Below are 26,135 nucleotides of genomic sequence, written 5' to 3' on the forward strand. Positions count from 1 at the left end.
TAAAAGCGTGTTGGTCCAGATCGGCCGTCAGAAGGCGAGAAGGCGATCCAGATTGTTTTTAAGATAGTTCAGGTTGGTGATGATCGGGTTACCGCTTGAATCCTCGCCCCTGATTGTGGTCTGTTCGATGAACTGGGCTGCTTTCTGCTTGGCATCATCCATGTCTTCCCCCCATACCAGGGCCAGTGCTAGGTTTGGGTCGAAATCACTGGGGATGGAGTAAGGACGGTCCTGGGGAACGTGGGAATAGACGGCCGACCATGGAAAGTTGGGAAAACTGAATTCATTGATCGTGCCTATCCACGGGGAAAACCCCCTCTTGGTGTCCTCGGCGACTATGCGAAGTTCAATGGCGGCACCTTTGAATTTAACCGCTTTCTGTTTGAAGCCGATTCGTTCGCCCAGGGCCAGTCTTATCTGTTCCCTGATCAGGTTCGGTTGTTGGCCGTCGATATAACTGATGCGTGCTGAAATGTCGTTTTCCACCTGGATCCTGGTGTTTACCTCGAGCAGGTACGGCTGGCCCGTCCGGTCGACGATCCATTCCCAGGTGCCGACATTATCATATTTGACATGTGCAGCCAGCTTCAGGGAGTAGTCGACGATCTGGTCAAGTACCTTCTGTTCTTCGAACTGGTAATCAAAACAGGAACGGTGAAATCCGGGGGCGGCTTCCACCCGTTTCTGGCGTCCCGTCGACTGGATGGTGCAGTTTCTCGAACTGAAGTGTATGCGTTCACCGTATCTTGAACAGAGCAGCTGTACCTCGAGATGATTGTAGTCTCTCAAGCACTGCTCGATGAGCACGCCGCCGTCTCCGAACTGCCTTTTGGCGTAGTTCTGCAGCTGCCGGTACACTCTTCTGAAATGTTCTATTTCCGTTACCTCTTCAATGCCCATTCCGCCGCCGCCGGCGGCGGCTTTGATGAGAATGGAAGGATTGTCGGTTCCCTTGTTTTTCTGGTCGTCCAGAAGGTGCTCGGCGATTTCTTCGGCTTCCATCTCGTTGTAGATCGGTGCATCTGTGCCGGGAATGGTGGGAATACCCAGCTTGTTGGCGATACGCTTGGTATTGATCTTGTCTCCGAGATCCCTTATTACCTGCCAGTTCGGTCCGATAAAGGTGAGGGGCCTGTCACGTTTTGTCGCTCTTCTGGCAAAACGGAAATCCTCTGAAAAAAAGCCGTATCCAGGATGGATGGCCGTACATCCGGTATGGTCGGCGACAGCCAGAATATCGTTGGGCTCGGTGTAGCTGGTAATGCGCCAGGCGTTCTGGTTTGGGCCTTCCGTCCGGTTTTGCCGCACATGTTCCGAGTTCCTGTCGGCATCGGTATAGACAACAACATATTCAAGACCAAGATCCATGCATGCTTTCATGATCCTGATCGCGATTTCGCCGCGATTTGCAATTAGAACCTTTCCTTCCAAACTATTCCTCACTGAGAGTCTATGATATCGGTAATTTGTAACCGGTCCGGGGCTTCGTTGAATGTATGCCCGGTTGCCGACGGATGAAAAACGAGGCTACTATAGTCACGGGGTTTTGTTTAGAAAAGGGCAAATGTTGAATTCTTCCCGGTTTTGCAAGAGACAACCGTTGCAGGATAGAAGAAGTGTATCTTTATACTTGACATGGTTTGGGGCAACTTTCATAGTTAGGGGTGTGAAAAACATGGGAAGGAGGATGTACTGTTCCCAACAGGCGGTCGCTTATCTCGTCTGCGGCTGCTGTTGCAGGAACAAGTCAATCGGCTCCGGTGTACATCGCTGGATGCTGACCAGGTAAACTTAAAATAAATTATTGATGAACAACCAATCTGTTGGTGATGAAAGTGAGTCGGAGCCGGAACCGAACGAACAGGAAAAAGGATTTTTCAGAAGATTGATTTCTCTGTTGGACTTCAGGCGTCCGGGTACCAAGGAAGACCTTGACCACGAGATCCAGGAATTGCTGGAAGAAGGGGAAGAACACGGTTTGATCTCAGCCCTGGAAGAGAAGATGATCAACTCGATCCTCGAATTCCGGGAAACCAATGCGTCGGAGGTCATGACTCCGGCCGCTGAGGTGGTGTCCTTTGACAGGGCTTCGCCGATGTCGGTGCTGGTGGAAATTGTGATCCAGAGCGGGTTTACCAGGATTCCGGTTTATGATGGCAATCCTGACAAGGTGATCGGTCTGATACACGCCAAAGACCTCTTGGAGTTGTGCGCCAGTCCCCGTAAGGAGCGTGTGGACATTGTCGATTATCTGCGGCCTATCTATTTTATTCCCGAATCAAAGCCGATCGTCGATCTGCTGCGCGAATTCCAGAAGCGGAAAGTTCACATGGCCATGGTTACAGATGAATTCGGGGCCATGCGGGGGCTGATCACCATGGAGGATATCCTCGAGGAAATTGTCGGTGAGATTGATGATGAATATGACGAGGAGGAGCGTTCGCTCGAGGTCATTGATGGTGACACGATAAGTGTGCACGGCTGGGTTGATATCGAAAAAATAGAAGAGCACTTCGATGTGGAATTTCCCGACGGGCCGTATGAGTCGGCCGGCGGGCTGGTGATCCATCTTCTCGGAAGAATAGCGCAACTAGGCGATAGTGTCGAAATTGGCGATTTCACTTTTACCGTTAAAAGTGCATCGGCGCGGCGAATTAGAAAGATTTTGGTGCACCGGATGAGTGTTGATAAAGGATAACACGTGAGAGCTGTTGTCAATCACCCTTTTGTCCTGGCTGTCGTCAGTGGCCTGTTGCTGTTTTGCGGTTCTCCCGGAGGAGGGAATTTCTGGCCGCTGGTGTTTGTTGCACTTGTCCCTTATTTTTTAGGAGTGTTGCAGGTCAGGCAACGGGTCAGGCCGTTTCTGGTCGGACTGGTGTTCGGGGTGATACACCATACTCTCCACCTCTACTGGCTGGTTGCGGTTCTTGGCAAATACGGCGGCTTGCCCCTGCCCGTTGCGGTGGCTGGCCTGGCGCTTCTTGTTCTCTATATGGCGTTATATTCCGCAATCTTTGCAAGTGGTGCGGCGTTTTTTTATCACCGTTATCCGATTGGTGTCACCCTGGTTGTTGTTCCTGCGCTGTGGGTGGGGATCGACTGGTTCCGTGGAATTTTTCTCACCGGTTTTCCCTGGATGGATATAGGGTACATGCTCTATAGTGTGGTGCCGATAATTCAGGTAGCCGATCTTTTCGGTCACCACGGCGTGAGTTATCTGGTGGTTCTCGTCAATTGTCTCGGATTTCTGTTGCTGGGCGGGAAATACCGGGCACGGGAAGTTTTTCTGCTTACGGCCCTGGTCGCGGCCATTACCGGAGCAGTACTTGTCTATGGGCAGAACCGTCTTGCCGGGATTGCACACCGGATGGCGGCCGACCAGACCCGGCGAATAAAGGTGGGGATAGTCCAGGGTAATATCGATCAGAGTCGTAAATGGTCTTCGCGGCTCAAGGAGGAGACTGTTGACAAATACCTGAGGGCCACTGTTTTGCTGAAAAAGCGTGAAAACGTGTCGTGCGTGATCTGGCCGGAAACGGCAATGCCTTTTTATCCGCAGAGCAGTCCTTTTACCGATGTGTTGCAAACTTTTGCCAGGCGCCTGGAACTCACTGTAATGACCGGTGCACCGTGGTACGAAACGATCGATTCTTCGCGGAGCAACCAGGAGTATTTTAACAGCGCCATGCTGATATTGCCCGACGGCAGGCTGGGCGGAAGATATTTTAAGTCCCACCTGGTACCGTTTGGCGAATATGTGCCGCTCAAGAGGCTGCTGCCGTTTCTTGCTCCCCTGGTCGAGGCGGTGGGGGATTTTTCCAGCGGAAAAATCGAAAAACCCCTGACACTTGTGGATGGAGCGAAAGCGGGGGTGCTGATCTGTTTTGAGTCGGTTTTTCCCGAGTTGAGCCGAAAATGGGTGCTGGCGGGGAGCAACGTGCTGGTGAATTTGACTAATGATGCCTGGTATGGTAAGTCGAGTGCCCCATACCATAGTCTGGCGATGTCTGTATTCAGGGCAGTCGAAACACGGCGGTCCCTTATCCGCTCGGCCAATACCGGAATCTCGGCTTTTATCACTCCGGCGGGGAGGATTAACAAGCAGTCGGAGATCTTTGTCGACTGGTCGGCGGCAGCAGATGTGGTCCTGATGCCCACCATGACCTTTTGGACCGGGTACGGATTCTGGTTCGGTCCGGCCTGCCTTGTACTGGCGGTTCTCGGAATAGTCGTCGGGTGTACCAGACGTGTCTGGACAGAAGACCGGTTTATGCATTAATATCCGGCGGATTGCAGGAAGAGTGCAAAACAGGCTGCAGAGCCGGTAATATAACAATTACAAATTTATTTTTCGAGGTGATTACTATGTCTATTGAAACAGGTGCAGCGGTATCGAAACAGAAATTAAGCGATCTGAAAGCGCGTTTGCTCGCTTTAAAGGAGCATCTTTGACTTAGCCAGCAAAAAAGAGCGGTTGGAGCAGCTGGAACGCCAGACACTTGCCCCGGATTTCTGGAATGATGCGGACCAGGCCAGGGTCGTACAAAAAGAACTGGGCCAGATCCAGGACCAGATAAACGACTGGGAAGGCAGGTGGAAGGAGGTTGAGGATACCGAACTGTTCCTGGAAATGGTGATAGAGGAAAAGGATCCTGATCTTGAGCTTGAGATTGCTGAAAAAATAGTCGTTCTCAGTGAGGATCTGGCGATGGCCGAACTGGAGTGCATGTTCAACGGCGAACATGACAAATCCAATGCGATCGTCGCAATCCATGCGGGGGCAGGGGGGACCGAGGCCCAGGACTGGACCGAGATGTTGTTGCGGATGTATCTTCGCTGGGCGGAAGCCAGAGGATTTAAAACGAATATTCTCGACTACCTGGCCGGAGACGAGGCGGGGGTCAAAAGCGTGACCGTCATGTTCTCCGGACGGTTTGCCTACGGATACCTCCGCTCCGAACTGGGGATTCACAGGCTGGTACGGATATCACCCTTTGACGCCAGCGGACGGAGGCATACCTCGTTTGCCTCGGTAATGGTGATGCCTGAACTTGACGACTCGATCAAGGTGGATATCGATGAAAAAGATCTCCGGGTCGATACCTATCGTTCCAGCGGCGCCGGAGGACAGCACGTCAATAAAACCGATTCGGCCATCCGCATCACCCATCTGCCCACCGGCATAGTGGTACAGTGCCAGAACGAACGGAGCCAGCACCGCAACAAGGACACGGCGATGAAGATGCTTGCCGCCCAGCTCTATGAACTGGAAAAACAGAAGAAAGCCGAGGAGCAGGAGGGGTTGTCCGGAGACAAGAAAGGCATCTCCTGGGGGAGCCAGATTCGTTCCTACGTGATGCAGCCGTACCGGATGGTCAAGGATCACCGGACCGATCACGAGACCGGCAATGTCGATGCGGTAATGGACGGGAATCTGGACCCTTTTATCAAGGCTTACCTGTTGCTCGGAAAAAACTAGTCGCTGCCGGAAAATATTGTGGGTCAGGGCGAAGACCGGCGCAACTGCCGGTCCGGCTGTTGTTCTTTCGGCGGTCTGTTCCCGTCTGACTGCAGCAGCTGCATCCTGGAGCTGCAGCTGCTGCACATCTGGCCCCCGCTCTCATGGCACATCCCGGTGAGTCCATGGTTGGTCCGGTTCTGCTTTTTCTTGCAGAAATTGATAAGCAGCGCCGTCGCGGCCAGGAACAAAAACGAGATTGCAAAGGTCAATAAAAAAATCATCATACCGGTAGTATAATCATGGTTCCGGTCAAACCCAACCGGTCATGGAAAATAAGGGGAGCTCCATATTTATCTGTTTTTTCCTGGTTGTTCAGCCGCCGAAATCGTCATAATGGATATTTTCCTGTTCCACCCCGAGGTTCTCCAGCATGTCAAAGACCGACTGGTTCATCATCGGCGGGCCGCAGAGATAGTAGTTCACATCCTCCGGAGCGGGATGATCGTTAAGGTATTCGTTTAATAATACCATGTGGATATAGCCGGTGTGGCCGTTCCATTTGTCTTCCGGCTGGGGGTCGGACAGGGCGAGGTGAAAAGAAAAGTTTTCGTGTTGCTTTTCCAGTTGGTAAAATTCTTCCAGATAAAAGCATTCTTTCAGGCTTCGCCCCCCGTACCAGTAGGAGACTTTACGGGTGGTCTTCTGCGCTTTAAAGAGATCGAAGACATGGCTGCGAAGGGGCGCCATTCCGGCTCCCCCGCCGACGAGAATGACCTCCGAATCACTGTCGTCCATGAAGAACTCACCGAACGGCCCGGTTATGGTAACGTCATCTCCCGGCTGCAGATTGAAAATGTAGGATGAAACCTGGCCGGGCGGAAAATCCGGGCGTTTCGGCGGGGGACTGGCGATTCTGACGTTGAGCTTGATGACACCTTTTTCTCCGGGGTAGTTGGCCATCGAATAGGCCCTGGTGACTGGGGTGTGCACGTGGGATTTATATTGGAACATCTTGAACTTGGTCCAGTCGGCAAGAAACCGGTCGTCGATCTCGAAATTCTGGTAGTCGATGGTGTGCGGCGGGACCTCAATCTGGATATATCCTCCGGCCCGGAAATCGACATCTTCTCCTTCCGGGATCTTGATGACCAGCTCCTTGATGAAAGTGGCCACATTTTTGTTTGAAACTACCTTGCAGTGCCATTTCTTGGCATCCATCATCTCCTTGGGAACCACAATCTTCATGTCACGCTTTACCGCCACCTGGCAGGAGAGTCGCATCCCCCTTTTTGCGTCCCGGTTGTTGATCTTTGATCTTTCCGTGGGCAGGATGGAGCCGCCGCCTTCCAGGACGACGCAGCGGCACTGGCCGCAGCTGCCGCCGCCACCGCAGGCGGAAGAGAGGATAATCCCTTCGTCGGCCAGCGTGGTGAGCAGTTTGCCGCCCGGTTTGGTGGCAAACTGCTTGTCGTCGTTTATCTCTATGGATATTTCCCCGCTGGGAAGCAGGGTCTTCTTGGCCACGACGATGAGGGTGACCAGGATGAGCTGAATAGCTAAAAAGCAGAGAACGCCATAATATATTTCAGTCATTGCCAAAATCCTTTGAATGCGGCCTGTTCATTGCAGTTTTATCTTGCAGTTGCCAGGTGGCTATATCTCCATGCCGGCAAGTCCCATGAAAGCGATAGCCATCAATCCGGCCGTGATGAAGGTGAGCCCAAGTCCCCGCAGGCCGGCGGGGGCGTCGGCGTATTCCAGCCTCTCCCTTATGCCGCCGAGGCACACCACAGCCAGAAAGAAACCGGCTCCGGACCCGACTCCGTACGCCATCGACTCGCCGAAGGTGTAATCCCTTTCCACCATAAACAGCGTGCCGCCGAGAATTGCGCAGTTGACGGTAAGCAGCGGAAGAAATATTCCCAGGGTGTTATAGAGCGCGGGAATGAAGCGGTCGAGCACCATCTCCAGAATCTGCACCACTGCGGCGATAATCGCTATGTAGGTGAGAAGTCCCAGGAAAGTGAGGTCGATGTCGGGCTGTCCCGCCCATGCCAGGGCTCCCGGCTTGAGAAGATGGTTGAGGATCAGGTTGTTTATGGGAACGGTAATCGCCTGGATGAACAGGACGGCGGCACCAAGCCCCATGGCCGTTTTCACCTGTTTGGAGATTGCCAGGAAAGTGCACATGCCAAGAAAGAAGCTGAGCGGCAGGTTCTCAAGAAAAATTGAGCGGATTATTATATCCAGATAGTGTGCCATTAATTTTCCTCCTGCTGGCTCGGGTCGATGGTTCTCAGCAGCCAGATCAAAAGAGCGATGAGAAAAAAAGCGCTTGCCGGCAGCACCAGAAAGCTGTTGCGCAGGTACCAGCCGCCGTTGGTGGTCAACTGCAGAACCTCATAGCCGAAAAGTGAGCCGGAGCCCAGCAGTTCTCGTATGAACGCAACTGACATCAGGATGAAGCCGTACCCCATGCCGTTGCCGATGCCGTCTATGAAACTGGGTACCGGGGGATTTGACATGGCAAAACCCTCGGCGCGTCCCATCACTATACAGTTGGTGATGATCAGGCCGACATAGATGGAGAGTTGTTTCGAGAGGTCGAAAAGAAAGGCTTTGAGCAGCTGGTCCACAATGATGACCAGCGTTGCAATCACCGTTATCTGTATCCCTATCCTCACCGAGTTCGGGATCTGGTAACGGACAATGCTGATGGTGAGGCTGGAGAACGAGACCACGAAGGTTACGCAGATCGACATAACCAGAGCGGTGTTCATCTGGCCGGTCACGGCCAGGGCGGAGCAGATGCCCAAGACCAGCAGGGCTATGGGATTACGTTTGAATATCGAACGTGACAGCAGCTCGGTCTTTGTTTCAGCCATTGGTCGATTCCTTTTTGGACATGTTCTCGATAAAGGGTTTGAAGCCGTGATCGCCAAACCAGAATTTCATCAGTTTTTCAACTCCCTTGGTGGTTAGCGTGGCCCCGGACAGCCCGTCGATCATGTAGCTTGCGGCCTCGCCTGTTGCTGCCGCTTTTCCCTTGGCAAATGAGAGCTTGACTGTTTCGGACTGGTCATAGATCTTCTTGTCGACCCACCCCTGCTGCCACCGTCTGTTTTCGATCTCACCGCCCAGTCCCGGGGTTTCCCCATGTTCGTAGAATGAGACCCCGCGAATTGTCGACATGTCGCCTGCCAGTGACACGTATGCGTACATGGTCGACCACAACCCCTTGCCTCTGACAGGTAAAACGACCTGTTTGACCTGTCCGCCGTCCATGACCAGGTAGACCAAGGAGTATTTCTCAATCCTGTGGAGCTTGGCGATATCCTCATCGCCGGGTATGGTACGCCCAAGATCCTTGGTCAAGGCGGATTTTACCTGATTGAAATCGCCTCCTCCATCGATTGAGCCGTCCTCGACGAATTGGCCGCTTTCAAGGTCGACCACCCGGGTTTTAATGGGGGCGAACATCTCCTCTATGGTCTTGCTGTCGTCATAGAGTCCTGCCGCGTAAAGGATGTGCTTTTTCCTGTCGAGAAGTTTGTTAGCCTCCTGCATCGGCCGCAGGCCGACCGCGGCGCCGGCGACCAGGGCGGAGCAGACGAATGCCAGAACAAGAACGGAATAAAAAGGTTTGGCGGGGTTTTCATCAGCCATTGCGTAATATCCTTCTCTTTATGTTGGCCTGGATAACAAAAAAATCAAACAGCGGGGCGAAGATATTGCCAAGCAGGATTGCCAGCATGATCCCTTCGGGATATGCTGGATTGGCAACCCGTATCATGATGGCGAGGACTCCCACCAGAATTCCGTAAATCCATTGCCCCATCGCGGTGTGGGCCGCGGAAACCGGGTCGGTCGCCATGAACACCAGACCGAAAGCGAAGCCGCCGTATACCAGGTGGTGGTGGGGAGGTATCGCCCACAGTGGGTTCGCGTCATTTGTCGAAAAGTAGAAAAAGCAGCTGCACAGTATTGCACCGAGAAGGCCCGCGGCGATTACCCGCCACGGGGCGATTCGGGTGACCAGGAGAACGGCAGCACCGAAGAGGCAGGCCAGGGTCGAGGTTTCTCCCATGGAGCCCGGTATGGTACCGAGAAAACTCTGAACCCACGAAAACGACAAGGTGTCAAGCGGTTGTCCCGGAGCCGCTGCGGCGATCTGGCCCAGGGGGGTGGCGCTGGATACGCCGTCCACCGCGTTCCACACGGTATCGCCGGTCATCTGCGCCGGATAGGCGAAGTAGAGAAAAGCCCGCGAGGCGAGCGCCGGGTTCATGAAGTTGCGGCCCACTCCGCCAAACACCTCCTTGGCGAAGACCAGGCCGAAGCTGATGCCGACCGCCACCTGCCACAGCGGTATGTCCGGTGGCAGACTGAGGGAGAAGAGCAGGCCGGTTACCAGAAACGCTTCCGAAAATTCATGTCCCCTTACCAGGTTAAACACCCCTTCCCAAAAGGAGCCGACCACCATGGTTACCACATAGATAGGCAGAAAATAGAGAGCGCCGTAAGTCAGGTTCGAGAGAACACTGTGCGGGTCGCAGCCCACCGCTGTCATTATCGACCCTCTCCAGCCGCCGGGAACACCTGTGCCAAGCTCGGCGATGAGCTGATTGGCCTGGTAGCCGGTGTTCCAGAGAGCCATGAAGGTGCAGGGGATGAGGGCAATGAGCACGGTGGTCATTATCCTCTTGAGGTCGATGGAGTCCCTGATATGGGGAGCCTGCTTGGTGGTTTGGTTGGAGCCGAAGAGAAAAGAGTCGAACGCCTCGTAAAGAGGATACAATTTCTCAAGCGGTTGCCCTTTTTCGAAAAATTTTCCCGCATTTTCTATAAATCTGCTTAAAAATTTCATCGGTATTTCGTCACCCAGGAATATGTTTTAGCAAGCATTTTACCTCAGTCTCCTCTCTCGATGGCGTTCAGCACGGTACGCAGATCTGGACCGAATTCATTTTTCCCGGGGCAGACATAGCCGCAGAGGCTCAGGTCTTCCTCGATCAGTTCCAGGCAGCCGAGCGCCTTGGACTTTTCGGTGTCACAGACCGCAATGGCCTTGAGCAGGAAGGTTGTGAGAATATCAAGCGGCATGACCTCCTCATAGGTGCCCAGTGGATAGATTGCCCTCCTGCCGCCCCAGAGGGCAGTGTTCATGGGAAGCGAGAGATTCTTGGTATAGGCCGAGGCAAACACCGGGCGTATGGAAAATCTCTTTTTCCCCGGCAGCAGCCAGTTGAAAAAGGACCTGCCGGAAGAATCTTCGATGACCGATACCTGATCGTGGAAGCGACCGAGAAAGTTCCGGTCGGGAACGGACTCCCGCCCGCTGAGAACTGATCCTGAAATGATCCGCAGCCCCTCAAGGGAAAGCTCCCTCCGCAAGAGCTCACCCAAAGATGCGCCGATTCTGGTTTTGACAAGCGACGGGTTGAGCGCTCCGCCGCCGCCGATACCGACTATTCTCTCAGTCATCAGTTCACCGGTGGCAAACAGGTGGCCGATGCAGATGACATCCTGGTACCCTATGTGCCACGCCGTCTTGGTTTCACTCACCGGGTCGATGAAGTGAATATGGGTTGACGGCAACCCGCAAGGGTGCGGTCCCTGGAAGGACCAGTAGTCGATCCCGTCCACTTGTTCATGGGGCGCCAGGTCCTTGTTGCCGGTGCAGTAATGAATGGGGCAGTTCACCAGTTTTCTTAGAACCCGCAGTCCTGTTTGGTAGTAGTCGGGGTATTGGTTGATAATAACCGACGGATCGGGTGCCAGAGGAGAGGAGTTTATCGCCGTGATGAAAAGGGAGTTCGGATTTTTCCCAGTGGCAGGAACCTTGCCGTAGGGTCTGGTGCGAATGGTCGTCCACAGTCCGGAACGGATGAGTATCTGCCGCACGGTTGTCTCATCGAGTTGCCACGGCGCCTCGACCGGTTCGTAGAACGAGACGGACTCTGCTCCGTCCAGACGGATGACGATCGACTCGAATTTGCGTTTTTCCCCTCTGTTTATGGCAGTGACATAGCCACAACCGGGAGCGGTAAAAACAACACCTTCATTCTTCTTGTCGGTGAAGATCTCCTGCCCGGATCGGACCCTTTCCCCCTCCCTGACGAGCATGGTGGGTTTCATGCCGATATAGTCCTCACCCAAAAGGGCGACATGGGCGATCTTGTTGCCTTCTCGTATTTCCCCGGAAGGAGCTCCGGAAATGGGGATGTTTAATCCCTTCTTGAGCTGTATAGTTTTCATGTCAGCTGAAAAAACCCGTAGTGGTATATTCTTTGAGGTCCTTGCCGACCATGTAGGCCTCGCACCCGTCGCTCTGTTCGATAAGTTCTTTTCCCAGATCGGGACCCAGGACCATGACCGCCGTCGACAGACCGTCGGCAAGGGCGACGGTCGGCGCGGTGACGGTGACGCTTGCGAGCTCAGGGGGCGAAGACCAGCTGCGCGGATCGATGATGTGGTGTTGGGTGAAGTCCGTCGCAAAAGCCTGCATATAATCGCCGGAGGTCGCCACCGCCTTGTCGCTCACCTCTATGACGGTCATGAGTTTGCCCTTATGGTTCTGCGGCCTGGGGTTCTGGATGCCGATCCGCCAGGGGGCTTTGTCTTGCTTGAGTCCGGTTACCATAAGGTCCCCCCCCGCTTCCACGTAGACGTTTGCAAACCCCGACCGTTTCAGGCTCTCCACTCCCCGGTCCACGATATACCCCTTGCCAATGCCATCAAGGGTGACGGCCATTTTGTCATGGTCAAGCCTGATCACGTCGGAGCCGATATGCACCTTGTCAAACCCGATCAGGCGGTTGTATTTATCCCGGTCCGGACTCTGTAATCCTGCTCCCTGCTCCCTCAGTTGCAGCAGGGGAAGCATGGTTACGTCGAATGCCCCGGAGCTTTTGATCGAGAGATCGGTGGCCATTTGCAGCACTTTTTTGAGATCTTCGGTGGGCGAGTGGAGCAGGCCATGACGGTTGAGCTGGGCCAGTTCGCTGGTTTTTATGTGCCTGCTGAACCTGGCTTCCAGGCTTTGCATGGTGGCTGCCGTGCGGCTGAGTGCTTCTTCACACTGTTCCCTGTCGGGGCCGTAGAGCGTAAGGTTGAGTACGGTTCCCATAAGGGGTTGGCTGCGGCTGACCCTGTGCAGCGTGGCTTGATTACTGAAAAGGCCCATTTTCCAGCAGACTGCAGAAGCTCCGGCGACACCGATAATTCTGAAAAAAGTGCGGCGGTTTACGTTTTTTGTTGTGTTATTTTCTGCCATCGTCTCGCCTGTTGTTATTGTGAAAACGCACATTATCGAGTGAAATTGCTAATAATTATTATAAACAGAACCATTTTTCAGAGCAAATGTAAACAGGCAGGAGCATAAAAATGGCCAAGTCATATCGGTGTCTGGAGGGTTCGAGTCGAGCCGCCGAGTACGGTTGCGGTAGCCCAACCTCCGCTGGCGCGGAAGGTTGGCACTGAGTACATGCTGGAATGGGGCTACGTTTTAAACGAGACAGTGAAGTTTGTCTTTATTATTCCAGCATGTTACCTAGGTCCATTCGGGGAGTGAAGAAAAGTGTTTGAGTTTTTAAAGGTCTTTGCGCTAGGTTGGATTGCAGAAGATTAACTGGCAGCCGGGTTGAAGAAGATACTGTGGTAGAAATATCTGATATTGCGACCAGCTGTCCTTCTTTATTGAAAGAATATGAAGAATTATAAGAAAGCCCTCATTATCGGAACCGGACCAGCGGGACTTACAGCAGCCTACGAATTTTTAAAGCATACCGATATCAAACCGATAATTTTTGAGATGTCACCTGATATCGGAGGTATTTCCAAGACTGTCAATTATAAAGGCAACCGCATAGATATCGGAGGTCATCGTTTTTTCCCAAATCGACAAGGGTTATGGAGTGGTAGCAGCAGATAATGCCTCTGCAGGAAAAACCGGCAATAGATGACCGGCTGCTCGGACGAAAAGTTCCAGTAGCTCCAGGAAATATCGGAGCTGATCCGGAATGGCCGACAAGGTTATGCTGGTTCGCAGCAGACTGTCGCGTATCTTCCTTCTTCGGTCTTTCTTTGATTATCCGATCTCCCTGAAATGGAATACGTTTAAAAACTTAGGTTTTGCAAGGATCGCCAAGATAGGGTGGACCTATGCATGTATCAAATGCAAGCCCCTAAAAAACGAGAAAAATCTTGAAGATTTTCTCGTAAATCGTTTCGGTAATGAGCTCTATTCAACCTTTTTCAGGGATTATACAGAGAAGGCATGGGGGGTGTCCTGACGGAGCAGTTCGGGATGGACGGCAAAATTTCCAAGATTGTTGCTGTCGGCATAGTTTTCCTGTGGAATTTTTATGCAAGAAAAATTATTCTTTTCAGGGATTGATTGTTGTACATCCTGCGTTTTTGCAGGGAAGGGGCCAGACAGCCGGAGGATGGGTAGTCTGCATATCCATGGGTAGGATTATTGCCGTTTTTAGAGTATTATACGGTTTCTCACGACCAAGAAAACAATTCTTCTTAAAAACTGCGGGTTCTTTACTTTAATTCCCAGGGGGGCATGTTATGGCAAGAGACAGAATTTACGATAAAATTTCCAAAAGCTATCCTGAGCTTATCGAAGCGGTTGAAAACCTGGGCTCAACAGTCAGAGGCGCCGGTCCCCTCGATGAAAAAACCAGCCATTTAATCCAGCTTGCAGCGGCAGCTGCTGTAAAATCAGAAGGTTCTGTTCATTCCCATACCAAGCGGGCCCTAAAGGCCGGAGCAACAGGAGAGGAGATAACTCATGCGCTGCTGTTGCTGATTTCAACTGTCGGGTTTCCCCAGGCAATGGCCGCACTGTCGTGGTGTCGCGATATTTTGGAGGTGGAAAATGAGTAACGGTCTCAGGCTCGGATTACTGGTATTGTTGTCCTGTGTAATGTATTGGGATCTGTTCTGGGTTTTGTCGCTTCTCAGTTGATCGCCCAAACTCTTACGCGCGGCTGGATTCTTTTACCTTGAGCGGCCCGCTCTTTTGTAGTGCGGATTCCGGCTGAAGTGCGCGTTACCTACACAAACTGTTGTCGGTCGCAGCCGGCAGCACCAAAGGCGTCTGTGTATGCTGTGTGCCAACGTGCGGTCGGCACAGGGGCAGTGGGGCCAAATCTTGTCGCGTCGTCTCTGATTGTTCGCTTTTTCTGTTTTCACCTGATTGAAGGCGGGGGCTTTTACTGCTGCCGAGGTAACCCCATAACCACTTGTGCCATACTGTTCTTGACCGTACCAGATCGGACCGTACAACTGTACACCTGAAGAATGCGAAATTGAACTTGTTTTCATGAAAAAGGAGACTTGACCCAGTGAGGATCCTACTGACAGTAATTGGCGTGTTGTTGTTTATCGGTTCGGCCCCGGCCCAGCAGGGACCGCCCGCCAGGGTAGTGATGGGCCAGGTGATGCAGCAGGATGTCTCGTCAACCCTGCTGGTCACGGGAGTACTGTATTACGAGAGGGTGAGTGATATCTCCTCCGAGGTCAGCGGACTTGTTGAAGAGATAATGGTCAGGCAGGGGGATCATGTCGAACAGGGAGATCTGCTGGTGCGGCTTAACACCGAAATCCTTGAAAAGGAGATTGAACAGAGCAGGACCAAAATCGAGCGGATCGAGCTGAAGATCGACAACGCCGGAAAAAATTACCGGCGGATAGAGAGACTGTATGACAGCTCGGGAGTAAGTGAAAAAGATTTTGATGACGCAGCTTATGGTTATAACGATGCCCGCAAGGAAAAGCAGGCCGCAGAGGACAACCTGGAAAAACTGTTGATCACCAGGCGCCGGTCGCTTATTCAGGCACCGTTTGCCGGAGTGGTTCTGGGCAAGGAAGTGGATGCGGGCGGCTGGGTGCAGCCGGGCAAAGTGCTGGTGACGATCGGTTCGTCCAGCGACCTGTTCGTGAAAGCGCCGATTGCCGAGGATCTGTTGCGGTTTGTAGCTGCGGGACAGAGTGTCCGGGTGGTTCTGAATGCATACGGCAGGGAACTGGAAGGGGTCGTCACGGGTATCGATCCCGTGGCGGACCTGAAAACAAAAAACATCTTTCTCAAGATCAGGATTTCGCCGGTGGCGCGGATTGCCGAAAATATGTCGGTAAAGGTATTTGTGCCGAATAGCGAGCGTCGCCAGCTGAGCATTTTCAGCCGGGCGGCGGTAGTCCAATCAAAGGGAAAGGATTTTGTCTACACGGTCAGGGAAAACAAGGCGGTTATTATACCGGTGAATATTGTTGCCTATCTCGGGGATATGGTTGGTGTCGATAGTCCTGGCATACAGCCGGGAATGTTGCTGGTTGTTGAAGGCAATGAAAGGCTGCGTCCGGACCAGCAGGTTGTCGTCGCTGGAGAGAATTGATGGATATCGTGGGATATTCACTGGAAAAGCCGGTTACGGTGGCTGTCTGCGTGGTGCTGCTGGTCACCTTCGGCCTGATCGGGCTCAACAGATTGCCGATCCAGCTTACACCTGATGTGGAGACACCCAAGATAACCGTCCAGACCACCTGGCGAGGGGCGACTCCGTTTGAGGTGGAAAAAGAGATCGTAGACAGGCAGGAAGAAGCGCTCAAGGGATTGCAGGGGCTGACAAAAATGGAGAGTTCCAGCTACAACAGCTTCGGCGAGGTAACTCTTTCCTTTGAACTGAATACCGTGGTTGAGGATGCTCTGCTGAGGGTCTCCAACAAGCTCGACGAGGTGTCTGATTATCCAGACAACGCTGACAAGCCGGTGATCGAAGCCGCCGGGGCCAATAACTCCCCAATCGTCTGGATGGTGGTAAAAACACTTCCGGGCAATAACGAAAATATCACCCACTACATGACCTTTTTCGAAGAGGATATCCGTCAGCGGTTTGAGCGGATAAAAGGGGTGGGATCGCTGTTTATTTTCGGTGGTACCGAAAATGAACTCCATGTCGTTCTCGACATGGAGAAAATGGCGCAGAACAAGATCACCATAAATCAGCTCCGCAACGCGGTGACAGAGTCCAACAGCACCACTTCGGCAGGCGTTATGGGGATTGGCAGGAAGAATTACAGGATACGCACCGTAGGCCAGTTTCAGAGTCCGGATGATGTTCTCGATGTGGTCGTCTACGACGATGGCCTGAAGAAGGTGGTGCTTCGGGATATAGCCGGTATTGAAGAAGGTTACGCGAAAGAGACCGCCGCGGTGCTGCATAACGGAGAACAGATCCTGGTTGTCGGGTTGCGGAAGGAGACCGGTGCCAATGTCCTTGAAATGACCGACAGGGTCGAGGCGGAGGTCAACAGACTCAACGGCTCCATACTGGTCGACCGGGGGCTGTCCATGGAGATTGTTTACGACCAGCGGGGCTATATAGAGACCGCAATCGGCCTGGTGAAGAAAAATGTTCTCGTGGGAGCGATCCTTGCGATCATGGTGTTGCTGCTGTTTCTGCGCTCGGTACGGACAACCTTCACCACCGCGGTCGCCATCCCGATTTCCGTTATCGGGACCTTTATTTTCCTCTGGCTCGGGGGACGCAATATCAATGTGGTCAGCCTGGCGGGGATTTCCTTTGCGGTGGGAATGCTCGTTGATAACTCAATCGTTGTTCTGGAAAATATCGACCGCCACCTGAAACTGGGGAAAAAGGCGTATGCTGCGGCCCTGGACGGGGCGAAGGAAGTGTGGGGGGCGGTATTTGCCTCCACCGCAACCACCGTTGCGGTTTTTCTGCCCGTAATCTTCATGAAGGAAGAGGCGGGACAGCTCTTCAGGGATATTGCCATCGCCATTACCTTTTCAATCATCATAAGCTTTGTGGTCTCGGTATCAGTCATCCCGACGCTTATCAATCAGTTATATAGAAGTGTCGGCGGTGGCGAAAAAAACCGGTTTCAGCGATCTGTTGTCGGACCTTTCCTGGCAGATCTGATCATGACGATTTCCCGGTTTTGCCAAAAAAACACCATAACCAGGCTGGCTACGGTCTTACTTTTCACCGTAGCGTCGGTGGTGGTTATCGTTGCTTTGAAACCTCCAGCCGAGTACCTGCCTCAGGGCAACAGGAACCTGGTGATCAATATCCTGCTTCCGCCTCCGGGATATTCCGTTGAAAAATACAAGGAGATCGGTGGAGATATCTATCAACAGGTCAAACCGTATTTCACCGCTGAAAACAGAGACGGACTGCCCGGGATTAAACAGATGTTTTTCGTCGGGGCGGACCGCTTCACTCTTTTTGGCGCACTTTCAACCGCTGAAACCCGGGCGGCCGAACTGATTCCACTTTTTATGCGGATCATGGGGGGGATTCCCGGAGTGTTCGGGGTGAGCCTTCAGGCCGGGATCTTTGAACAGGGGCTTGGTGAGGGCCGTACTGTGGAGGTGAATATTTCCGGTCAGGATATTGACAAGATCGCCGGTGCCGCGACGAGACTTTACGGTACGATTCAACAAAAAATCAAGGGAGCCCAGGTGCGTCCGGTTCCGTCCCTTGAGACAAGCTATCCCGAGATTCTGGTAATTCCCGATAAGGCAAGACTTGCCGCCAACGGACTCACCGAGCGCGATCTCGGAATTTATGTGGATATCCTGATGGATGGTCGGCGAGTTGACGATTACAGTCCCGCCGGGATGAAAGAAATCGACCTGGTCGTCAAGGGGAGCAACACGGAATTCGACAGTCCAGAAGATATTCTCGGGGCCACCATCGTCAACAGCTACGGCGACCTGATCACACTCGGAGAGGTTGCGGACCTGAAATACTCGCAGAGTATGCCCCAGGTAAACCACCTGGAACGCAAGCGTACCATTACCCTGCAGGTTACTCCTCCCAAGACCCTGCCGTTGCAGTCGGCAATGGAAATTGTTGAATCCGGGATTGTGGCGCCGGCAGAAAGTTCCGGCAACCTGGAAGGGGTGGAGGTTGCCATCGGCGGCAACGCCGACAAGCTGGTGCAGACAGGAGAGTCGCTTAAATGGAATCTGGTCCTGGCCCTGCTGATAACCTACCTGCTGCTGTCCGCTCTGTTTGAAAATTTCTTCTATCCGCTTATTATCCTTTTTACCGTGCCGTTGGCGGCGGCCGGCGGATTTGCCGGGCTGCTCACGGTAAATTCCTTCATTGCCCGCCAGGGGTTCGACGTGCTTGCAATGCTCGGATTTATAATTCTTATCGGGACGGTTGTGAACAATGCTATTCTTATCGTTCATCAGTCCCTCAACAATGTACGATATAATGGCCTGTCCGGTATGGACTCCATTGCGGAATCGGTCAGAACCAGGATCAGGCCGATTTTTATGAGCGCCACAACCAGTGTCCTGGCCATGAGCCCCCTGGTTGTTTCGACCGGATCGGGCAGTGAGCTGTATCGGGGGCTTGGCAGTATTCTTCTGGGCGGACTTGCAGTGTCAACAATGTTCACTCTGTTCGTAATTCCGGCCCTGCTCGCTTTTGTCATTCGTTTTGAAAGGAGTCGATCAAATGAAATGCATTAATATGTTAATAATCTTACTCGTTACCGTGTCAGGAGCAAACGCCTTGGAACTGCAGGAAATGCAGGACATGGCCCTTGGCAGCAGGCAGGTGGTGAGGCAGTTTGAAACCCGGCTTGAACAGAGTAAAAAAGATCTGGTCGTGGCCAGGGCCGCCTATTATCCTTCTGTGGACCTCGGGTATACGATGAACCATCTTGATGAAGCAAGTTTTGTTGAAGACCGAGAAAATTCAGTGGTCTTTGGCAGTGTGAGCTATAACCTGTTCGCCGGCTTACGTGACAAATATACCATTGACTCGGCCGGGCTGTTAAGCGTTGTGGAGGATCTGAGGCTTGAAAGCCTCAGACAGGATATCCAGCTTGCGGTGGCGCTGGCATATCTGGATGTCTATGAACGTCTGGCCAATAAAAAGGTCGCTGAATCGGCATTTGAGACCCTGGAAAAAGTGTACAGGGACGGCGAAAGCAGGTATGAGGTGGGCCTCATTGGCAAGAATGAACTGCTCAAGTTCCGGGTCGATTACGATAACGCCGACATCACGCTGAAAGCTGCCGATGCCGGGTTGAAAAAGTCGATAAACAATCTGTCGCGGCAGGTGGGGAACACGATTGATTTTTTCGAACTCGGGTTCCAGGAGTTTTCCCAGATCCCTTCCCTGGACGGTAAAGAGCAGTATCGTGAGAAAATGCTGGCGTGCCGCAGTGAAATCAAGGCGCTTGAAAAACTGGTCGAGGCTGCCGCGCTGCAGGCAGAAGCGGCCCGGGGAGATTACTATCCGCGGGTTGATGCGGTCGGCAGCTACCAGCGGTATGATAATCACCTGATCAACGGCAGGGGCGATATCGGCGATTCCGGCAATACCGCCGATCTCTTGTCCAATACCGATTTCAGCGCCATCGGCAGCGACGGCGAAGAGATTCGGGCGCAGGTCGTTTTCTCTCTTAATCTTTTCCGAGGCCATGCGACGGAGGCGACGGTTGCCAGGGCCAAGCTCGAAACGAGGGCGGCCAGTTATGAACTCGATGAACTGAAAAGAAGCTTGTCGACCGAGCTCGACAATCTCTATATCGATCTGCAGGTAAGCCTTGAAAACGTTGAGGTGGCCAATCGCTCCATCGAACAGGCGCAGGAAAATCTCAGGATCACCCAGCTGAAGTATGAAGAGGGGCTGCAGCGCGAATCGGACCTGCTGGACGCCATCACCAGCCTGTCACGGGCCAAATACAACTATGTTGCCGTCATTCGGGCGCTTTATCTCAACGACTTCAAACTGACCCGGATGATAGACGGGTTTTAACGCCATTGCTTTCGAAAATTCTCGATCAGCGCTCTTGCAATCGTCCCCTCCGAAGGCAGAGGGGGGAGATTGTCTGCGGAAAACCACCTGGCGTCTTCCAGTTCATTCTCGTCGATGGTGATCGACCCTTCCCGGTAAACTGCGGTAAAACCGACCATCAGGCTGTGGGGGAAGGGCCAGGGCTGGCTGCCGAAATAGGTTATCTCGCCGACTTTGATGCCGGTTTCTTCAAAAACCTCTCTGGCTACGGTCTCCTCAAGAGTCTCTCCCGGTTCAACAAAACCGGCGAGGGTTGAATACATTCCTGAGCGAAACCTGGATGCCCTGCCCAGAAGAATCTTGTCGCCTCTGGTTACCGCCATGATAACGGCGGGAGAGATCTGCGGGAAACTGGTGAAACCGCAACCGCTGCAGACCATGGCATGTTCTGCATCTTTTGCACTCATCCTGTTCCCGCACCTGGGACAATAGATGTTGTTTTGGTAGTGGTGCAGCAGCTGGAATGCGCGGCCGACCAGTTTGAACAGCTCGCTGTCGACGCGCTCGAAAACAGACCTCATCCCCCGAAAAGACATATCGTTCCCAAGCTCTTTGACAATGGTCACTTCAGCGAGATAACATCTGGCGTGCTGAAAATGACCAAAAGATCTCTGGTAGTTGACCGCCAGTCCGAGATCCGCCGGGTTTGACATGACCACGGTGATCGAACCGTCCAGGTATTCCCTGGTGAGTATTTTGTTATCACAAAAAATAAACCAGTACTTTTGGGTTCCGTCGTCTGCTGGGGTTTTCCCCGAAAGAGTTTGGCATGACGAGCTGGCGCAAGACCGGCTCATCGTGTTTGAATTTTTATTCTTCATCTGTTACACAAGTAGTATCAGAGTTTTGTTCAGAGTGTTGTCCGGCATTGATTACTGGTTGATGTATTGACATTCTGATGGTAAAAAGTCAAGGCGGCTTCAAGAGATAAATCGTTACGGATAATGAGTGTCGGTCACCAGGGTCTGTTGTTCAAAGCCCGGAGTGGCAGCAAAGATGCCGGATGTGGCACTGCGGAGTCGGAGGGCACTGCGGGAACGGGTTGGTGAACAATTGTGAAGATACTGATTGCAGAAGATGAATTTACCACCAGAATGATGGTTCAGGTTTGTCTTGAAAACTGGGGATATCGGGTGGAAGCCGTGGCTGACGGCAAGCAGGCGCTCAAGGCACTGCAACAATCAGACAGTGCAAATATAGCGATTCTTGACTGGGAGATGCCGGAGCTAGATGGTCTGGAGGTGTGCCGAAGATTGAAGGAGACGGAAAGCGAAAGCGCTCCCTATGTCATCCTTCTTACCGCCCGGGATTCCAATGCCGACATTCTGCAGGGTTTTGATGCCGGGGCGGAAGATTACATGACCAAACCTTTCAACGAAAGTGAACTGCTGGCCAGGGTTCGCGTCGCCGAGCGGCTGGTCAGGACCCAGGCTTCTCTTGCCGAATCGGTAATCGAACTCAAAGACGCGCTGAACCAGCTGGAAACCCTGGAACGGGGGGTAGAGATCTGCGCAAGGTGCCAGTCGGTGTTTGATCCTTGCGACGGGCGGTGGCGCCGGCTGGATGAAATTGCCGGCGACGATGAGGAGCAGCGTTTCGTAGTAAGGGACTGCCCGGATTGCTCTGGGTGACGCCCCGGACCCCGGTGAGCAAATCGGACCAATGGTTATTTGACCGGGGCCGCTCTTTGCTGCTACATTCCCAACGAAAACATAGACTCAAGGTCGTGGCGTGAGTAGGCCTTGAATGCCAGCATGGTTTCCGTTTTTTCAATCCCTTCAATATCCACCATCTTTTTTGTCACAAGAAGCGCCAGGTCGTCGTTGGTGGCCACCCGTACTATTGCGATAAGGTCAAGCTTGCCGCTGACCGAATAGACTTCCGAGATTTCCGGAAACGATTGAAGCTGTTCGGCGATTGTGTTTATCCTGCTTTTCTGAGCGTTGATCAAGATGATTGAAGTAACCATTGCTATTCTCCTGAATAAGCGCGCCTGCATGGGAACCATCCGTTTCCCGGCACAGGAGCTGTGAAGGTTTTCTGATATTTTCAGTTCCTTTCTTGTACCACTCATTGGTGATTTTTCACACCGTAAACAACTGTTCGGATAAAGTTGTCGGCTGGGTAGCACCACCGCTTTCCGGGCACGGGTGCATTGGTGGCGGGCGCAAGGTTTTACCTGCCGATCTCACAAGACAGTGGCAGTGAGGAAGAAGGACTGAGTGCGAAAGAGTGGTGCGGGCTGATAAACAGGCTGTTGAGTTTTGCAAAGCCTGGAGCCAGTTTCCGGGGCCGGGGCGGTTGTTTGTCCTGTGCTGACGACCCGTGATTATTCTTGTAATGTCTCTAGATTACAGGTAAAATTACATGATACAAGGATTTTGTTCCACCGTGAGATAGCCTGTCGGCCGGTTCTTTAGTCGGTGGATCAGTTCGGCGCATCAGTCAGTGATTCGCCGAACATGGGAAATGGTCAGCGGTCGAAAATTACCAGGGTGTGTGTCTCGCCTGAGAGTTGTCTGTCGATAATCTCGGAGATTTTCTGCCAGTCCCCGCCGGCGAGTCCTGCCCCTATTTTCGGGTAGCCGATGCGTTTTCCCTTGAAATCTTTCTTGATTCTGTAAAAGAGAAGCTCTACCGCGTCGTAATCGACCAGAACCGACTCCCCTTGATAATGAAACTGGGTGTAGCCGTTTACTATGGTTATCTGGTGCTCGTTACGCTCCACAGTAGCGTAACTGTAGTCACCAAGTTTGGTACGGTCTCCTTTGGTGGTGACCAGGTCGGCTGCGTACGCTTCCGGGAACTCCTGCTGTATAACGTATGCTATTCCCGCTCCCATGGAGCAGAAACAGTTGCAACCGTGGACAATTACATCAAAAGTGCCATCAAGGGCGAGCTTGATGAGGTCTCCTTCAATTGTGTTCATCGTGGTGTTGTAAAACTGTTTTCCTGTTATGTTACGTTTTATCTGTATGTTGATTTTTCCGGTACCTTGCAGAGCCTGGCGAGATTTGCCAATGTCTCATAACTTTGGGCACCGACCACTCTGCGGTCAGAAAAAAAGAAAGTCGGGACGGCCGTAACTGTTCTTTCTGCTGCCTCGGCCCAATCCAGATCAACTCTTTCTTGGTAGAGCCTGTCGGTGATGATTTCAACAGCCTCAGTCTGCGGCAGGCCGGCTCTTACTGCAATGTTGAGGGCCACTTCCCGGTCGGCGAGATTCAGTCCGTCACTGAAATAGGCAGTAAAAGCACTCAGGTGGAACTTGTGGCCGCAGCCCTTGTCTTCGGCCCAGATTCCTAGCTCCTGGACCAGTCTGCTGTTGTAGCTTCGAGTTCTTTCTCCGAAAGGAAGGCCCAGGCTCTTTGCGGTTGCCTGCAGACCAGCGACCAGCAGCCCGATCTTTTCCGGGGTGGTGTTAAATAACTCCTCCAGAAGCCGACCCTCAGACGGTGTATCAGGATGGAGAGGAAAGGCTCGCCACGTAGCTTTGAGATCAAAAGACTGTTCAAGTTTTTCTATACACCCGGTAATAAAGTAGCAGTAGGGTCAGATGTAATCCGAAAATATTTCAAGTTTGAAAGTTTGGCTCATCTTGTATCTTTAAAGATTTTAAAGAGTTGTAGTATGCTTCGCTGTCGTGTCTGCATCTGTCGCTGAACGGGTGGGCCACGCGTACCAGACAAAGATAACGATTATAAATCGAAATGCCTATAAAAAACGAAATGGTGACTTAAAGTTGTGTCGATTTTTCCTCTATACCCTTTTTCATATAATTCAGTATGTTGATCATTTCGCGATTGGCCCTTCGGTATTTCTCAGGACTTTGGTCGAGCATCACCTCTTCCGGCTGTACGAAAAGGGAGGGGAGGAGTTCCTGCCGACAGTTTTTTATAAGTTTCTTTACCAACTCCGGGGTGAGCTCAAGATGAAACTGAAGACCGATGACCAGTGGTCTTATCTGGAAAGCCTGGTTTTCGCATGCCTCCGAAGTCGCGAGCAGGATCGCTTTGTCCGGAAGATCGAAGGTGTCTCCATGCCAGTGAAAGGCTTCCAGCTGTGGAGGAAAACGGTAAAGCAACGGTTTTTTTTCGCCTGAAGCCTTTACCGGAAACCAGCCGATCTCTTTTCTCCTGTTGGGATAGACCGGTTCTCCCATGCAGTTTGCAAGCAGCTGTGCACCAAGACAGATTCCCAGAATGGCTTTACGGGAAGCGATGGCATTTTTCAGAAATTGCTTTTCAGTCCTGAACCAGGGAAAATGTTCTTCGTCGTTGACGCTCATAGGACCCCCCAGGACGATGATCAGGTCGATCCGGTCCAGCGGGGGGAGACTGGTCGATTCAAAAAAGCTGGTCTTTGTGACTTTACATTTTGTCTCTTCAAGCCAGGGGGCGATGCAGCCGAGCCCCTCAAAAGCGGCGTGCTGTAATATATGGACTCGCATCCTTCTCTCCGGATAAATACTGCTATTATATGATGAACTGTCTTGCCGTAGGCAAGAAGGTTGCCGTTTACAATATGAAAAAACTGAAAGAGCAGGAGCTTTGATATCTGTTGACAGATAAGATCGAAATTGTCCGGGCGAACGTGACCGTCCGTAGAAACTCATGATTACCTGGAGGCCCAGAAGGTTTCGTTAGCTAAGAAAGACAGTCGAGCAAACGTGCCGGTAAACAGGGATGGAGAAAATTGCGACTCCGTTTACGAAGTCGTCCACCTGATCTTCACCGTCCGTGGATGTTGAGCCAAACGGACGGTGAAAATCTCTATTCTTCGTAGCCTTTGCCTTTGCAGGTTGGGCAGACCTGGTCGGGGGTGCACTGCATATCGTCAGTATCTTCCTGGGTGCCGCTCCATTCAGAACTTACCTCGCATACACCTTCGATGATCTTCTTTCCTTGGCAGGTCGGGCATGGTGGACGATTTTCTTCAGACATATCTTTCTCCTTTATTGGGTGAGGGGGTGGGGTTGTACTACACCCATTCAGCTCTCATCTTCCTTGTCTTCTTCAAGATAATCTTTCAGTTTTTCAAGAAGTGAATCCGGTAGCACTCGGTTGTACATAAAGGCTTCTGCCTCCTCTCCACTTATCTGTTTTTTTACTTCGAGCGGCAGCGATCGCAACACAGCTACACGCTGCGGATCCGGTTTTGTTTTATTGACTGTCTCACTCATCTTGTCTGCTCTCCAAATGCTCTTACTTATAAATTGTATGTTAAAAGCAGATATGTCAACACAATAGATAACTTTTTTTAAAAAACCGTATGGCCATTTTTACTTAATAAATCGATCATCTGACACCGTACTTTCAACTTCAGCAGCAGATTTGGTCATCCAGCCTGAACGACTCTGTTTTACTTCATCGAACGCGGCGATGTAAGGCTTGATGTCAAGAAGAGGAGTCCCGTCGAGAACATCAATGCCGCGGACCAGGATTAGGGTTTTATCCACACCGACCAGCTCGACCACCGACATCCCTATATGGTTTGGTCTCAACGGCGATCTTGTCGAAAAGACCCCCCGCCAATTTTCGTCCATAAAGGGGATTACCCGGAGAGCTGTTTTCTTTGCTTTGTGAAAGCTGTACAGTAGATAGATGTGACTGAATCCGTCAAGGTCTTCGAGTCCTTCTGCATATTCGGGAGAAACCTCGACGGTGCCTGTTGCCTGTTTTGCTCCTTTTGGCTGAATAGGCATGTTCGTCAACTTGGTGTATGGGGTGTGGATGACTCCTATCGGCTTAATCTCTATCATTATCTACCTTTCCTGGTGTGGGTTTGACGGTGTTCGGTCAGGTTGCGGAGATTTTGTC

General features: G+C 52.2%; 25 protein-coding genes and 1 pseudogene. 9 read left to right on the plus strand and 17 right to left on the minus strand.

The features are described from left to right. Positions 1–27 precede the first annotated feature (27 nt). Positions 28–1,431 carry a biotin carboxylase N-terminal domain-containing protein gene (locus BLQ17_RS14175; protein ID WP_092223971.1) on the minus strand — a complete coding sequence of 468 codons (1,404 nt, stop codon included), beginning with the start codon at positions 1,429–1,431 and terminating at the stop codon, positions 28–30. A 376-nt stretch (positions 1,432–1,807) separates the two neighbouring features. Between BLQ17_RS14175 and BLQ17_RS14180 the strand changes: the two genes are divergently transcribed. From BLQ17_RS14180 to prfB, 3 genes are all read left to right on the plus strand, one after another. Further along, positions 1,808–2,698, plus strand: coding sequence for a hemolysin family protein (locus BLQ17_RS14180; RefSeq protein ID WP_092223973.1), 891 nt, complete (start codon positions 1,808–1,810; stop codon positions 2,696–2,698). A 3-nt stretch (positions 2,699–2,701) separates the two neighbouring features. After that, on the plus strand, positions 2,702–4,279 hold the full coding sequence (lnt, locus tag BLQ17_RS14185) for an apolipoprotein N-acyltransferase (RefSeq protein ID WP_092223975.1): 1,578 nt from the start codon (positions 2,702–2,704) through the stop codon (positions 4,277–4,279). Positions 4,280–4,365: 86 nt separating this feature from the next. Beyond that, a protein-coding gene (prfB, locus tag BLQ17_RS14190; protein ID WP_407919126.1) for a peptide chain release factor 2 occupies positions 4,366–5,479 on the plus strand; the annotation gives its coding sequence in 2 pieces (ribosomal slippage) (positions 4,366–4,439 and positions 4,438–5,479; 1,116 coding nt in all). A 23-nt stretch (positions 5,480–5,502) separates the two neighbouring features. Here the strand turns inward: prfB and BLQ17_RS14195 are convergent. From BLQ17_RS14195 to BLQ17_RS14230, 8 genes are all read right to left on the minus strand, one after another. Further along, positions 5,503–5,745: a hypothetical protein gene (locus BLQ17_RS14195; RefSeq protein ID WP_092223979.1), complete on the minus strand. Its 243-nt coding sequence runs from the start codon at positions 5,743–5,745 to the stop codon at positions 5,503–5,505. Between the two features lie 88 nt (positions 5,746–5,833). Then, positions 5,834–7,054, minus strand: coding sequence for an NADH:ubiquinone reductase (Na(+)-transporting) subunit F (gene nqrF / locus BLQ17_RS14200; RefSeq protein ID WP_092223981.1), 1,221 nt, complete (start codon positions 7,052–7,054; stop codon positions 5,834–5,836). Between the two features lie 60 nt (positions 7,055–7,114). After that, positions 7,115–7,723 carry an NADH:ubiquinone reductase (Na(+)-transporting) subunit E gene (gene nqrE / locus BLQ17_RS14205; protein WP_092223984.1) on the minus strand — a complete coding sequence of 203 codons (609 nt, stop codon included), beginning with the start codon at positions 7,721–7,723 and terminating at the stop codon, positions 7,115–7,117. Then, a complete protein-coding gene (locus BLQ17_RS14210) occupies positions 7,723–8,346 on the minus strand; it encodes an NADH:ubiquinone reductase (Na(+)-transporting) subunit D (RefSeq protein ID WP_092223986.1) in 624 nt (207 codons plus the stop codon). The genes nqrE and BLQ17_RS14210 overlap by 1 nt, the downstream gene beginning before the upstream one ends. Next, positions 8,339–9,127, minus strand: coding sequence for a Na(+)-translocating NADH-quinone reductase subunit C (locus BLQ17_RS14215; protein ID WP_092223988.1), 789 nt, complete (start codon positions 9,125–9,127; stop codon positions 8,339–8,341). Before BLQ17_RS14215 ends, BLQ17_RS14210 begins: the two co-directional genes overlap by 8 nt. Then, on the minus strand, positions 9,120–10,328 hold the full coding sequence (locus BLQ17_RS14220) for an NADH:ubiquinone reductase (Na(+)-transporting) subunit B (protein WP_092223990.1): 1,209 nt from the start codon (positions 10,326–10,328) through the stop codon (positions 9,120–9,122). Before BLQ17_RS14220 ends, BLQ17_RS14215 begins: the two co-directional genes overlap by 8 nt. Positions 10,329–10,372: 44 nt before the next feature. Continuing rightward, on the minus strand, positions 10,373–11,719 hold the full coding sequence (locus BLQ17_RS14225) for a Na(+)-translocating NADH-quinone reductase subunit A (protein ID WP_092223992.1): 1,347 nt from the start codon (positions 11,717–11,719) through the stop codon (positions 10,373–10,375). Position 11,720: 1 nt separating this feature from the next. Continuing rightward, on the minus strand, positions 11,721–12,737 hold the full coding sequence (locus BLQ17_RS14230) for an FAD:protein FMN transferase (protein WP_176761243.1): 1,017 nt from the start codon (positions 12,735–12,737) through the stop codon (positions 11,721–11,723). A gap of 432 nt (positions 12,738–13,169) precedes the next feature. On the opposite strand from BLQ17_RS14230, the pseudogene BLQ17_RS23540 reads away from it, so the two are divergent. The 5 genes and pseudogenes from BLQ17_RS23540 to BLQ17_RS14255 all read left to right on the plus strand — a co-directional run. Further along, positions 13,170–13,749: pseudogene (locus BLQ17_RS23540) on the plus strand (NAD(P)-binding protein); the annotation flags it as partial. A gap of 289 nt (positions 13,750–14,038) precedes the next feature. Further along, positions 14,039–14,356 carry a carboxymuconolactone decarboxylase family protein gene (locus BLQ17_RS14240; RefSeq protein WP_092223996.1) on the plus strand — a complete coding sequence of 106 codons (318 nt, stop codon included), beginning with the start codon at positions 14,039–14,041 and terminating at the stop codon, positions 14,354–14,356. A 461-nt stretch (positions 14,357–14,817) separates the two neighbouring features. Continuing rightward, entirely contained in the window at positions 14,818–15,867 is a 1,050-nt protein-coding gene (locus tag BLQ17_RS14245; protein ID WP_092223998.1) for an efflux RND transporter periplasmic adaptor subunit, read from the plus strand. After that, positions 15,867–18,980, plus strand: coding sequence for an efflux RND transporter permease subunit (locus tag BLQ17_RS14250; RefSeq protein ID WP_092224000.1), 3,114 nt, complete (start codon positions 15,867–15,869; stop codon positions 18,978–18,980). The genes BLQ17_RS14245 and BLQ17_RS14250 overlap by 1 nt, the downstream gene beginning before the upstream one ends. Then, positions 18,967–20,277 carry a TolC family protein gene (locus BLQ17_RS14255; protein ID WP_092224002.1) on the plus strand — a complete coding sequence of 437 codons (1,311 nt, stop codon included), beginning with the start codon at positions 18,967–18,969 and terminating at the stop codon, positions 20,275–20,277. Before BLQ17_RS14250 ends, BLQ17_RS14255 begins: the two co-directional genes overlap by 14 nt. Here BLQ17_RS14255 and nudC read toward each other — a convergent pair. Next, a complete protein-coding gene (nudC, locus tag BLQ17_RS14260) occupies positions 20,274–21,137 on the minus strand; it encodes an NAD(+) diphosphatase (protein ID WP_092224004.1) in 864 nt (287 codons plus the stop codon). The genes BLQ17_RS14255 and nudC overlap by 4 nt on opposite strands. Positions 21,138–21,371: 234 nt before the next feature. Here nudC and BLQ17_RS14265 point away from each other — a divergent pair, with 234 nt between their 5' ends. Then, positions 21,372–21,947, plus strand: a complete 576-nt coding sequence (locus BLQ17_RS14265; RefSeq protein WP_092224006.1) for a response regulator transcription factor — start codon at positions 21,372–21,374, stop codon at positions 21,945–21,947. 62 nt (positions 21,948–22,009) lie between these two features. On the opposite strand, the gene BLQ17_RS14270 is transcribed toward BLQ17_RS14265, so the two are convergent. The 7 genes from BLQ17_RS14270 to tsaA form a co-directional block, all read right to left on the minus strand. Next, complete coding sequence (locus BLQ17_RS14270; protein WP_092224008.1) at positions 22,010–22,285, minus strand: Lrp/AsnC family transcriptional regulator; 276 nt, start codon at positions 22,283–22,285, stop codon at positions 22,010–22,012. Positions 22,286–22,789: 504 nt separating this feature from the next. Continuing rightward, positions 22,790–23,245, minus strand: a complete 456-nt coding sequence (locus tag BLQ17_RS14275; protein WP_092224010.1) for a macro domain-containing protein — start codon at positions 23,243–23,245, stop codon at positions 22,790–22,792. Between the two features lie 38 nt (positions 23,246–23,283). Beyond that, positions 23,284–23,853 (minus strand): DsbA family protein, encoded by a 570-nt coding sequence (locus BLQ17_RS14280; RefSeq protein WP_092224012.1) that lies wholly within the window; start codon positions 23,851–23,853, stop codon positions 23,284–23,286. A gap of 199 nt (positions 23,854–24,052) precedes the next feature. Beyond that, positions 24,053–24,766: a type 1 glutamine amidotransferase gene (locus tag BLQ17_RS14285; RefSeq protein WP_092224014.1), complete on the minus strand. Its 714-nt coding sequence runs from the start codon at positions 24,764–24,766 to the stop codon at positions 24,053–24,055. Positions 24,767–25,088: 322 nt separating this feature from the next. After that, the gene (locus BLQ17_RS14290; RefSeq protein WP_092224016.1) at positions 25,089–25,259 is read right to left on the minus strand and encodes an ankyrin; all 171 of its coding nucleotides are present in this window, start codon (positions 25,257–25,259) and stop codon (positions 25,089–25,091) included. A 47-nt stretch (positions 25,260–25,306) separates the two neighbouring features. Continuing rightward, the gene (locus BLQ17_RS14295) at positions 25,307–25,498 is read right to left on the minus strand and encodes a hypothetical protein (RefSeq protein ID WP_092224018.1); all 192 of its coding nucleotides are present in this window, start codon (positions 25,496–25,498) and stop codon (positions 25,307–25,309) included. Between the two features lie 99 nt (positions 25,499–25,597). Further along, positions 25,598–26,077 carry a tRNA (N6-threonylcarbamoyladenosine(37)-N6)-methyltransferase TrmO gene (gene tsaA / locus BLQ17_RS14300; RefSeq protein WP_092224020.1) on the minus strand — a complete coding sequence of 160 codons (480 nt, stop codon included), beginning with the start codon at positions 26,075–26,077 and terminating at the stop codon, positions 25,598–25,600. Positions 26,078–26,135 lie beyond the last annotated feature (58 nt).

This window comes from Desulforhopalus singaporensis, assembly GCF_900104445.1.
In the GTDB taxonomy this organism is placed as follows: Bacteria; Desulfobacterota; Desulfobulbia; order Desulfobulbales; family Desulfocapsaceae; genus Desulforhopalus_A; species Desulforhopalus_A singaporensis.

Excerpts from the sequence above, each read along its gene's own strand:
- BLQ17_RS14180 (WP_092223973.1), top strand. The coding sequence starts at position 1,808 with ATGAACAACCAATCTGTTGGTGATGAAAGTGAGTCGGAGCCGGAACCG.
- BLQ17_RS14195 (WP_092223979.1), bottom strand. The coding sequence starts at position 5,745 with ATGATGATTTTTTTATTGACCTTTGCAATCTCGTTTTTGTTCCTGGCC.
- nqrF (WP_092223981.1), bottom strand. The coding sequence starts at position 7,054 with ATGACTGAAATATATTATGGCGTTCTCTGCTTTTTAGCTATTCAGCTC.
- nqrE (WP_092223984.1), bottom strand. The coding sequence starts at position 7,723 with ATGGCACACTATCTGGATATAATAATCCGCTCAATTTTTCTTGAGAAC.
- BLQ17_RS14210 (WP_092223986.1), bottom strand. The coding sequence starts at position 8,346 with ATGGCTGAAACAAAGACCGAGCTGCTGTCACGTTCGATATTCAAACGT.
- BLQ17_RS14215 (WP_092223988.1), bottom strand. The coding sequence starts at position 9,127 with ATGGCTGATGAAAACCCCGCCAAACCTTTTTATTCCGTTCTTGTTCTG.
- BLQ17_RS14220 (WP_092223990.1), bottom strand. The coding sequence starts at position 10,328 with ATGAAATTTTTAAGCAGATTTATAGAAAATGCGGGAAAATTTTTCGAA.
- BLQ17_RS14225 (WP_092223992.1), bottom strand. The coding sequence starts at position 11,719 with ATGAAAACTATACAGCTCAAGAAGGGATTAAACATCCCCATTTCCGGA.
- BLQ17_RS14230 (WP_176761243.1), bottom strand. The coding sequence starts at position 12,737 with ATGGCAGAAAATAACACAACAAAAAACGTAAACCGCCGCACTTTTTTC.
- BLQ17_RS14240 (WP_092223996.1), top strand. The coding sequence starts at position 14,039 with ATGGCAAGAGACAGAATTTACGATAAAATTTCCAAAAGCTATCCTGAG.
- BLQ17_RS14250 (WP_092224000.1), top strand. The coding sequence starts at position 15,867 with ATGGATATCGTGGGATATTCACTGGAAAAGCCGGTTACGGTGGCTGTC.
- BLQ17_RS14255 (WP_092224002.1), top strand. The coding sequence starts at position 18,967 with ATGAAATGCATTAATATGTTAATAATCTTACTCGTTACCGTGTCAGGA.
- nudC (WP_092224004.1), bottom strand. The coding sequence starts at position 21,137 with ATGAAGAATAAAAATTCAAACACGATGAGCCGGTCTTGCGCCAGCTCG.
- BLQ17_RS14270 (WP_092224008.1), bottom strand. The coding sequence starts at position 22,285 with ATGGTTACTTCAATCATCTTGATCAACGCTCAGAAAAGCAGGATAAAC.
- BLQ17_RS14275 (WP_092224010.1), bottom strand. The coding sequence starts at position 23,245 with ATGAACACAATTGAAGGAGACCTCATCAAGCTCGCCCTTGATGGCACT.
- BLQ17_RS14285 (WP_092224014.1), bottom strand. The coding sequence starts at position 24,766 with ATGCGAGTCCATATATTACAGCACGCCGCTTTTGAGGGGCTCGGCTGC.
- BLQ17_RS14290 (WP_092224016.1), bottom strand. The coding sequence starts at position 25,259 with ATGTCTGAAGAAAATCGTCCACCATGCCCGACCTGCCAAGGAAAGAAG.
- BLQ17_RS14295 (WP_092224018.1), bottom strand. The coding sequence starts at position 25,498 with ATGAGTGAGACAGTCAATAAAACAAAACCGGATCCGCAGCGTGTAGCT.
- tsaA (WP_092224020.1), bottom strand. The coding sequence starts at position 26,077 with ATGATAGAGATTAAGCCGATAGGAGTCATCCACACCCCATACACCAAG.